Genomic DNA, 1,969 nt, shown 5'->3' with positions numbered 1-1,969 from the left:
GCATCTTTATTTGCCACGGATGGCGGCCCCCAGCGCCTTGAGATCATCGGCCACCTGCTCGCTCGGTACCCGGATCTCGATCAAGGTAACGCCATGTTGGAGGGCGGCGCTGTAATCGCGCTCGAACTCGGCCAGTGTGGTCGGCGCGCGATAGGCGAGGCCAAACATGGCGGCGGCATGTTCAAAGCTGAGACCGTGGGGCAGCCGGTAGTAGCTCTCCAGCAGCTCTCCTTCGGTGGGCACCGGCAACATACGGAAGATGCTGCCGCCATCGTTGTTGAGCAGGATCACCACCAGCGGTCGGCTCGCCTTGCTGAGCAGGGCGAGGCTATTGAGATCGTGCAGGGCGCTGAGATCCCCAAGCAGCAGGGTAGTGGGCTCATCACTGTCCTGCTCGATTGATTGGGCAAACCCGTAGGCGGTGGCGATGAGGCCATCGATGCCGGAGGCGCCGCGGTTGGTCATCACCCGGCTCGGCCCCTTGCCCGTTTCGCCGAGCATATCCATCAATCGGGCTGGCATGCTGTTGCCGACAAACAGTTGCCCTTCGATAAGGGAATTGAGGCGATGGCAGACCCCGAGTTCCGAGAAGTGCTCGCAGGCAGCGGCGATCTGCTGGCTGGCGTTGTGTTGCAGCTCGGCCAATGTGTGCCAAGGGGCCTGGGTGGTGACCGGATGGGCCGCAGCAAAGGCGCTGGCACTGCAGAGCAGCCGGTTGCGCAACCGGTAGTCGGGATCGAGCCGCGCCGGTTGCGGATCCACCAGCCAGTAATCTAGCCATGAATGGTGTTTTATGAACTGGCCAAGCCGCTTGGAGACAAGTCGCGCGCCAAATTGCAGCAGCACCTCGGCGCGGCCCAGCTCGGCGACGAATTCAGGGTCGTTGAGCGCCAGATCCATGTGGATTAGGTTGCGGCTATCGAAGCGGATCTGGCTCTGCAGATCTGCCAGCAGCGGCCAGCCGAGTTGCTCCGCCAGCGCGGCGGCAGTCTGTGCCTGCTTCGGGTCGGTAATGCGACCAGCCACAACGATGCCGCGCTGTTGCCGAAAGCTTTCCCACTCCGCCTGAGGGGGGCAGGTCGGCTCGCTTTGCTGCCACGGGCTCCAGGGCTTGTGCGAGCCGAGCCAGTCACCGAGGGGGGCCAGATAGTCGGAGAAATCCTGATAGTGCTCGCCCGGGTAGAGGGGCTCGGGGTACATGCAGTTGAAGTGCACCACCCCGGGGGTGAGCACCTGCTTGGCCAAGGCTTGGTCCACCGAACTCAACACGAAGGCGGCCGGAATGGTCGGGGTGGGGCTCGGCAGGTTCTGCTGATAGACGGGGTAGCGGCCGAAGATCCCCTGCTGGTCGATCGCCTGATTGGCGCCGTTGTCGATCAGTTCGTGAGGGCGATCGGCGGAGAGAATAATCAGCGGCACGCCGGTGAGCTGGGCCTCTGCCACGGCGGGCCAGAGGTTGGCCACTGCGGTGCCCGAGGTCATGATCACCGCCACCGGCCGGTTGCTCCCCTTGGCCAGCCCCAGCGCCATAAAGCCGAGGCCGCGCTCGTCAAAATGCTGATGGCGGCGAAAACCGGTATGGGCGGCTGCCGCCATGGTCAGCGGCGCAGAGCGGGAGCCGGGGGCCAGCGCGATATCGCGCACCCCGAGGCGAAAGAGCTCCTCCAGCAAGAGGGAGGACCAGACGTGGTTGAAGGTGGCGTGCTGGCTCGAAAACGGTGTGCAGGCAAACTCTTCGCTGGCAGGCTCTTTACGGGTGGGCATAGGGGCTCTCGTAGCGTGAAAAGGGTGAATGACTATCCCAGCAGGGAGAGCACATTGGCGATCTTGTTGTCGAGTTCGGCCCACTCGGCGACAGGCTCGGAACCGGCGACAATGCCGGCACCGGCAAACAGGGTGACGCTGCCCGGCTGAATACGGGCGCTGCGAATGGCGACCGAGAACTCGGAGGTCTCCCGACTCAGCATGC

Annotated in this window: 2 protein-coding genes; both read right to left on the bottom strand. The window is 64.0% G+C overall.

All coding sequences use genetic code 11. From position 1 onward, the window contains the following. Positions 1-6: 6 nt before the first annotated feature. A complete protein-coding gene (gene menD / locus L972_RS05925) occupies positions 7-1,764 on the bottom strand; it encodes a 2-succinyl-5-enolpyruvyl-6-hydroxy-3-cyclohexene-1-carboxylic-acid synthase (protein WP_047436566.1) in 1,758 nt (585 codons plus the stop codon). Positions 1,765-1,796: 32 nt separating this feature from the next. Next, positions 1,797-1,969: chorismate-binding protein (locus L972_RS20620; RefSeq protein WP_197058087.1), on the bottom strand; the 173-nt coding region annotated here is incomplete at its 5' end.

It is taken from the genome of Aeromonas sp. ZOR0001 (assembly GCF_000801015.1).
GTDB classification, from domain to species: domain Bacteria; phylum Pseudomonadota; class Gammaproteobacteria; order Enterobacterales; family Aeromonadaceae; genus Aeromonas; species Aeromonas veronii.
The sequence above is the reverse complement of the archived record's forward strand: the minus strand, read 5'-3'. Positions and strand labels throughout refer to the sequence as shown.